The sequence below is a fragment of the Nonomuraea sp. NPDC050691 genome (genome assembly GCF_040654455.1).
Taxonomy (GTDB): Bacteria; Actinomycetota; Actinomycetes; order Streptosporangiales; family Streptosporangiaceae; genus Nonomuraea.
This window is the reverse complement of record NZ_JBFAIA010000090.1, coordinates 24,547-32,310: the sequence shown is the minus strand read 5'-3', so window position 1 is coordinate 32,310 and position 7,764 is coordinate 24,547. Positions and strand designations below refer to the sequence as shown.

The following is a 7,764-nucleotide window of genomic DNA, read 5'->3' as shown; positions in this document are numbered from 1 at the left end:
GCTGGACGGCGAGGCGATCTACCAGTCGATGGAGCTGGGCGTGCGGACCTGGGGCAACGACCTCGACGGCGCCACCGTGCTCATCACCGGCAGCGCGCCACCTGAGGGACGCTGATGCGGGCACCCGTCGCGCGCCACCTGAGGGCCGCTGATGCGGGCACCTGTCGCGCGCCACCTGAGGTCCACCGATGGGGCCCCTGACCGGGCCGCGCGACCTTCCAGAGAAATCCCCCCAAAGAGGTGTACTCTGCGAGGCGATCTCACCATGCCTCCGGAGGTCGCATGCCCCCCACACGTGGCCGTCCCATCGCGCTCAAGCTGCTGGTGCTGCTGCTCGTCCCCCTCACCTCGCTCGTGGGTCTGTGGGCGTTCGCCGCGGCGCTGACCGGCGGCGACGGGCTGCGCCTCCTCCAGGTGAACGAGCTGGTCACCAACCTGGCCAACCCCGCCGAGCAGATCAACGTGCAGCTCCAGAACGAGCGCCTGACCTCGGTGGAGTACCTGACGAGCAGGCAGGGCCGCCAGCGCCTGACGACGCAGCGAGCGCTCACCGACCGGACCGTGGCCGCCTTCCGGAAGCTCGCCGCCCGCGAGCGGGACCTCACACCGCAGATGACCACCCAGCTCGGCGCCCTATACCGCGAGCTCGACGAGCTCGGCCGGCTCCGCCGCAAGGTGGACGGGGCCGACCCGGCGCCGCTCCAGGTGATCGACGGCTACAGCCGGATCGCGGACGCCACGTTCCGCATGTTCGACGCCATGGTGCTGGTGCCCGAGCAGTCGCTCTACCGGCAGGCCAGGGCCGTGACCATGCTCGGCGAGGCCAAGGACATCCTGTCCCGCGAGCGCGCGGTGATCGCGGTGGTGCTGGCCCGGGGCCGGATCACCAAGGCGGAGCGCGAGGCGTTCATCGGCATGGTGGGCACCCGGCGGCTGCTCTACACGCAGGCGCTCTCCCAGCTCGACGGCCGGCTGCGCGGCCCGTACGAGGAGCTGGTGGCCTCCGCGGCGTACCAGGAGTTCCTGAAGACGGAGGACGCCGTCCGGGGGCAGGCGGCGATGAACGGGCTGCCTGCGGCGGCGGCCACCTGGCCCGTGGACGGCGACAACCTGTGGGCGGCGACCGAGCGCAACCAGTTCCAGGCGGTGCAGGGCGTCGTCCGCCGGGTCACGCCCGCCGCCGACGGCATTCTCACCAAGATCGGCGTGGCGGGCGGCGCTGGGCTGCTCGCGGTGCTCGCCTCGATCCTGCTGTCGCTGCGCTTCCGCCGCCGCCTCGGCGAGGAGCTGGCCGGCCTGCGCGACGCGGCCACGGAGCTGGCCGAGGTCCGGCTGACCGGGCTGGTCAAGCGGCTGCGCGCCGGGGGCGACGGGCCCACGCAGGAGGAGCTCGCGCCTCTGGAGGTCAAGGCCGACACGGCCGAGGTGCGCGACATCGTCACGGCGTTCAACAGCGTGCAGCGCACCGCCGTCGAGGCGGCCGTGGACCAGGCGCGGCTGCGGCACGGGGTCAGCCAGGTCTTCGTCAACCTGGCCCGGCGCAACCAGACGCTGCTGCACCGCCAGCTCATGCAGCTGGACAGCATGGAACGCCACACCGAGCAGCCCGAGATACTTGCCGACCTGTTCAAGCTCGACCACCTCACGACCCGCATGCGCCGGCACGCCGAGAGCCTGATCATCCTGTCGGACCAGGCGCCGGGGCGCGGCTGGCGCAACCCGGTGCCGCTCGTGGACGTGCTGCGCGCCGCCGTGGCCGAGGTGGAGGAGTACCCGCGGGTGGAGGTGCTGCAGCCGCCGCAGGTGTCGGTGGTGGGCGGGGCGGTCACCGACGTCGCGCACCTCGTGGCCGAACTGGTCGAGAACGCCACGCTGTTCTCGCCGCCGCAGACGCGCGTGGACGTCCGCTCCACCCTCACGCCCCACGGCGTCACGGTCGAGATCGAGGACCGCGGGCTCGGGCTCGTGCGCACCGAGCTGGACGAGCTGAACGTCCGGCTGGAGGAGGTGCCGGAGTTCGACCTGGCGCAGAGCGACCGGCTCGGGCTGTTCGTGGTGAGCCGGCTCGCGGCCCGGCACGGCATCCGGGTCAGGCTCGGGCCGTCGCCGTACGGCGGGCTGACCGCGATGGTCGCGCTGCCCGCGTCGCTGCTGTCCGGCCAGCCGGTCCTGGCCGGGCAGTAGCGCGGCGCCGTACGGTTCACAGCCGTACGGCCGGGAGGCGCGGACCTCAGAGCTGGACGAACGGGTCGGGGAAGTGGGCCGTGGCCAGCACGGCGCGGTCGGCGCGCAGCTCGTCGAGGACCCTGGCGCGCGTGTCCGCCGCCAGTTCCTGGTCGTCGTCGTAGACGTAGCGCACGGCCGGGTCGGCGAGCTGCGCCGGGTGGAGCAGCAGGTCACCGGTGATGGCGACGTCGCCGACGCGGGCGATCTGGTGGCCCGGCGTGTGGCCGGCGGTCAGGTGGACCCGCACGCCCGGCGCGACCTCCGCGTCCCCCTCCACGACGTGGAGCAGGTCCTTGAGCGGGGTGACCACCCGGTCCCGCATCTCGCCGCCGACGACGTCGAGGTCGGCGCGCTGGAGAACGTGTCGGGCGTTGCCGAACACGGGCGTGCCGTCGTCGCCGACCGCGCCGCTGGCGTGGTCGCTGTGCAGGTGGGTGAGGATCACGGTGGCGATGTCGGCGGGCGAGACGCCCACCGCGGCGAGCTCGCCGGCCAGCGACCCGGGCACCGGCGCCCAGGTGGACGCCGGTGAGCCGGCGGCGCCGATGCCGGTGTCGACGAGCGTGAGCCGGCCGGCCGGGTCGCGGATCAGGAAGCAGTGGAAGTGGAGGACCCACGGCTCTTCCGGGAGGTCCGCTCCCGGGAACATCTCGGCCATGGGGCGGAGGATGGCCTCGCCCATGGGACCTACCGCGTCACAGAGGGGCGTCACCTCGACGCCCGAGATGATGAGGGACTGGTGTGGCACGCGCCCAGACTAGGCGGCGACGGGGGTGCGCGGCACGTACTCGTTGTCGAGGTCGGCGGCGTAGACCGTGCGGCAGCAGTGCGCGCACCGGTACAGGATCGGGCCCTCGTCGAGCTCGTGGTGGCACCGAGGGCAACGGGTGCTGGTCTTCATGGGATCCCCCTATGGAATGCTGCTTGCCTACAGGAAAGCCTGGCCGGATTGCAGGAGCCCTGCATCACGCTTGACAAGATGCCGCGGCACGGCCGGACGCTCCATGTCGTTGTGCGCGCCGCCGGTGTGCCCTTCGACGGCCTCGCGAGAAGAACGGCCTCGCGAGAAGAACATTGTTACGACCGCGCAGGTGCTCCCGCGTGCTACGACACGAGAACAGCCCGGGAATAGCCCATGCGGGCTAGGTGTTGCATGGCTCAGAACGTGTGATACGTTCCGATCGGCGTAGAGCTTCCGCTCCGCCGAGTTCTCCCGCGATCCGCCCGCTTTCGCCGGGTCGGTTCGCCTCCATCACAGCCGGGCCTTTCCGCCCTCGGCGCACCGGTTCCGCGGCATACGCGTTCCACCCGGACGCGAGTCCCGTGTGCGAGCCCTGACGGTCGCCTGTCGCCGGATCCCGCTTCGGCCTGCCCTTGAAAGGGGCCCCATCATGACTGTCCACACCATTCCTCAGCACACCACCACCCGGCACGCGGTCCCGCGGCAGCGTTCCGGCGCGCCCGTGCGGCAGGTCTCCGGCCTGCTCGACCTGCGGGAGCGCGGCGCCTTCATCCGCGCCGGGCACCTGGCCGGCCCGGACGACGTCCGCTTCCCGCCGGACCGGGCCAGGCAGCTCGGCCTGCGCCACGGCGACCATGTCGTCGCCGAGGTCGCGGGCGGCAAGCTGGTGAGCGTCGAGTCGGTCAACGGCGCCGCCGAGTGGCGCGACCGGCCCGCCTTCGCCGATCTGACCCCCGTGTACCCGGACGAGCGGCTGCGCATCGAGACCGAGTCGCTCAGCACCCGGGTCGTCGACCTGTTCGCGCCGATCGGCAAGGGCCAGCGCGGGCTCGTCGTGGCCCCGCCGAAGGCCGGCAAGACCATGGTCCTGCAGGCCCTGGCCACCGCCGTCGCCCGCAACCACCCGGAGGTCCACCTCATGGTGGTCCTGGTCGGGGAGCGGCCCGAGGAGGTCACCGAGATGCGCGCCTCCGTCCGCGGCGAGGTCTTCGCCTCCACCTTCGACCACCCCGACCGCGACCACGCCGCCGTCGCGGAGCTGGCCGTCGAGCGCGCCAAGCGGCTCGTCGAGCAGGGCCGGGACGTCGTCCTGCTGCTCGACTCGCTGACGCGGCTCGGCCGCGCCTACAACAACCTGGCGCCGGGCGGCGGGCGCGTGCTCACGGGCGGCATCGACGCCTCCGCCCTCTACCCGCCCAAGCGCTTCTTCGGCGCCGCGCGCAACGTGCGGGAGGGCGGCTCCCTGACGATCCTCGCCACCGCGCTCGTGGACACGGGCTCGCGGATGGACAACAGCCTGTACGAGGAGTTCAAGGGCACCGGCAACATGGAGCTCCACCTGGGCCGGGACCTGGCGGAGCGCCGCCTGTTCCCGGCGGTGGACCTGGAGGCGTCCGGGACGCGGCGTGAGGAGATCCTGCTGCCCGCCGGGGAGCAGGAGATCGTGTGGCGGCTGCGCCGCATGCTCGCCGCGCTCGACCGGCAGCAGGGACTGGAGCTGCTGCTCGGCAGGCTCCGCGAGACGCCGACCAACGCCGACTTCCTCCGGACGGCCGCCGCCTGACCCGGCCACCGGTCGGCGAGCCCGGCCGGGCCCCCGGAAGAATAGGGGCATGCTCGCTGACATCATCGAATTTCTGGTCTGCCCTATTTGCCATGAAAAGGTGACCATTGACCGGGGCGCCGTGCGGTGCGGCGACGGGCACGCGTTCGACATCGCCAAGCAGGGATACGTGAGCCTGCTCGTGGGATCACGAGTGCCCGGGACGGCGGACAGCGCCGAGATGGTCGCCGCACGTGCGGATTTCTTGAGCAATGGGTATTTTGCGCCGCTTGTCGAAGCTGTCGCCGAAAGTGTGGCGGCGCGCATTCTGTCCGGCCGTGAGAGCGCAGGAACGGCGATTCGTGAGAAAAGCTTCGCAGTCCCGGAGGACGGAGCGGTCATGAAGGCGTACGGTGGTCCAGGAGTGGATCCCGGCCGCCAGGCGGGGCCGGCCGGACACCGGCCGGACGCCGCGCGGAGACCGGTGATCGTGGACGCCGGAGCAGGCACCGGTCACTACCTGGCCGGCGTGCTCCAGGCGGTGGACGGAGGCATCGGGGTGGCGTTCGATGTGTCCAAGCACGCCGTTCGGCGGGCCGCGCGCGCGCATCCGAGGCTGGGCGCGTTCGTGGCCGACGTGTGGCGTCCGCTGCCCATCCGGAGCGGGGTGGCCGACGTGGTGATGGATGTCTTCGCGCCCAGGAACGCCGCCGAGTTCCGGCGCGTCCTGCGGCCGGGCGGCGCCGTGGTCGTCGTCACGCCCGCGCCCGCGCATCTCAGCCCCCTCGTCGAGGAGCTGGGGCTGCTGTCCGTGGACGAGGACAAGGAGCGGCGGCTGGCCCGCGGCATGGAGGGGTTCACCGAGGTGGAGCGGCGCTCCATCGCGTTCGACATGGAGCTGGACCGTGACGGCGTCGCCGAGGTCGTGCGGATGGGCCCGAGCGCGTGGCACACCGATCCCGCCGAGCTCGCCGGCCGAATCACCGCATATATCTCCCGCGACACCGGCACACCATCAGGAGACCCGACAAAGCCGCGAAAAGTGATAACCCGCGCCGCCTTTCACCTGTCTATCTTCGAGACCGTACCGCAGGCAAGGATCATTCCTTGACGGACATGTGGGGCTGGTGTTACTGATGAGGCATTTAACCCGAAATTCCCCCACATTCCGCGAGTATTTCCGCGATACAGGCGCAATACTGGACGGCAACCCGTGGCCGGAGGCGGGCGGCAAAGGGAGGGGGCGCGCCGGATGAAGGCCGAGGAACGCTGGCAGGCCAGGTTCCGAGCGTCGCGCATGACGCTTCCGTTCTGGGCGCGCCAGGCACCGAGCAGGTCCGTCTACCGCTCCAACGCCACCGGCACCTGGGAGGTCTACGCCTGGGACCGCGCCACCGGCGCCACCCGCCAGGTCACCGAGCGACCCAAGGGCACCGCCCACGCCACCATCGACCCCACCGGCCAGTGGATCTACTGGTTCGCCGACACCGAGGGCGACGAGTTCGGCGTGTGGTGGCGCCAGCCGTTCGGTGGCGGCGCCAGCGAATTAGCCGCGCCCGACCTGCCGCCCGGCCAACCGGGCGGAATCGCGCTGTCCGCCACCGGCCTGGCCGCGATCAGCCTCGCCAGCGAGGGCTCCTTCCGCATCCACCTCGTACGGCCCGGCGACTCCTCCCGCCTGCTCTACGAGCACCCCGACGCCGCCTGGGTGGCGGACATGTCCCTCGACGGCCAGCTCATCGCCATCAACCACGGCGAGTACGGCGACTTCCGGCACCCGGCGCTCCGCGTGGTGCGCCAGTCCGGCGAAACCGTCCGCGAGCTGTACGACGGCCCCGGCAAGGGCGTCCTCGGCCTCCGCTTCGCCCCCGTCCTCGGCGACCGCCGGCTGCTCGCCCTGCACGAGCGGCGCGAACGGCAGGAGCCCCTGGTCTGGGACCCGGTCACCGGCGAGCAGCGCGAGATCTGGCTGCGCGACTCGGGCGACCTGGCCGCCGAGTGGTACCACGACGGCCGCGGCCTGCTGATCCTGCGCGACAACCGTGCCCGCACCCACCTGCACCGCTACGACCTCGGAGGCGGTGGGCTCACGCTGATCGAGACGCCGCACGGCGTGATCGAGGAGGCCGCGCCGCGTCCCGCCGGGCACGTCGAGTACTCCTGGTCGAGCGCCTCGCGCCCGCCGGTCATCAAGTCGAGCAACGGCCAGGTCGTGATCAACGCCGGCGGCCCGCCCGCGCCGCCCAGCGTGCCCGTGGAGGACCTCGACGTCCCCGGCCCCGGCGGCCGGATCCACGCGCTGGTCTCGCGGCCCGAGCACGGCGGCGGGCCGTTCCCGACGGTCTTCATGCTGCACGGCGGCCCCACGGCGCACGACCGCGACGCCTTCTCCCCCGAGGTCGCGGCCTGGGTGGACGCCGGGTTCGCCGTGGTGCGGGTCAACTACCGCGGCTCCACCGGCTACGGCTCCGCCTGGCGCGACGCCCTGCGCGGCGACGTGGGCCACATCGAGCTGCAGGACGTGGCGGCCGTTCGCCGGACGGTGGTGGAGCGCGGCATCGCCGATCCCGAGCGCGTCCTGCTGACCGGCACCGCCTGGGGCGGCTACCTCACCCTGCTCGGTCTCGGCACCCAGCCCGGCCTGTGGGCCGCCGGCATCGCGGCCGTGCCGATCGCCTGCCACCAGACCTCGTACGAGGACGAGGCCGAGAGCCTGCGCGCCTACCACCGGGCGCTGCTCGGCGGCTCACCCGACGAGCAGCCCGAGCGCTACGCCGCCAGCTCCCCCATCACGTACGTGGACCGGGTCGAGGCCCCGGTGCTCATCCTGGCCGGCGAGAACGACACCCGCTGCCCGCTGCGCCAGATCGAGAAGTACGTGGGCAGGCTGGCCCAGCACGGGCACCCGTACGAGATCTACACCTACGACGCCATCCGCGGCTCGCTGGTGGTGGCCGAGCGGATCGCGCAGATGAGCCTGCAACTGGAGTTCGCCCGCAAGCACCTGCGCCACTGAGCGAGCGCCACGGGACGC

General features: G+C 72.3%; 6 protein-coding genes. 4 read left to right on the top strand and 2 right to left on the bottom strand.

Annotated features, from left to right (window positions below):
* Positions 1 to 282: 282 nt before the first annotated feature.
* Positions 283 to 2,184 (top strand): nitrate- and nitrite sensing domain-containing protein, encoded by a 1,902-nt coding sequence (locus AB0H81_RS27460; protein WP_358380324.1) that lies wholly within the window; start codon positions 283 to 285, stop codon positions 2,182 to 2,184.
* Between the two features lie 46 nt (positions 2,185 to 2,230).
* Here the strand turns inward: AB0H81_RS27460 and AB0H81_RS27455 are convergent, their stop codons facing one another.
* Both AB0H81_RS27455 and AB0H81_RS27450 read right to left on the bottom strand, forming a co-directional pair.
* On the bottom strand, positions 2,231 to 2,974 hold the full coding sequence (locus AB0H81_RS27455) for an MBL fold metallo-hydrolase (RefSeq protein WP_358380323.1): 744 nt from the start codon (positions 2,972 to 2,974) through the stop codon (positions 2,231 to 2,233).
* Positions 2,975 to 2,983: 9 nt separating this feature from the next.
* Positions 2,984 to 3,127, bottom strand: coding sequence for a hypothetical protein (locus tag AB0H81_RS27450; RefSeq protein WP_358380321.1), 144 nt, complete (start codon positions 3,125 to 3,127; stop codon positions 2,984 to 2,986).
* A gap of 490 nt (positions 3,128 to 3,617) precedes the next feature.
* Here AB0H81_RS27450 and rho point away from each other — a divergent pair, with 490 nt between their 5' ends.
* From rho to AB0H81_RS27435, 3 genes are all read left to right on the top strand, one after another.
* A complete protein-coding gene (rho, locus tag AB0H81_RS27445; protein ID WP_358380319.1) occupies positions 3,618 to 4,751 on the top strand; it encodes a transcription termination factor Rho in 1,134 nt (377 codons plus the stop codon).
* 49 nt (positions 4,752 to 4,800) lie between these two features.
* Complete coding sequence (locus AB0H81_RS27440) at positions 4,801 to 5,841, top strand: putative RNA methyltransferase (RefSeq protein WP_358380317.1); 1,041 nt, start codon at positions 4,801 to 4,803, stop codon at positions 5,839 to 5,841.
* Between the two features lie 141 nt (positions 5,842 to 5,982).
* Positions 5,983 to 7,746 carry a prolyl oligopeptidase family serine peptidase gene (locus AB0H81_RS27435; protein WP_358380315.1) on the top strand — a complete coding sequence of 588 codons (1,764 nt, stop codon included), beginning with the start codon at positions 5,983 to 5,985 and terminating at the stop codon, positions 7,744 to 7,746.
* Positions 7,747 to 7,764 lie beyond the last annotated feature (18 nt).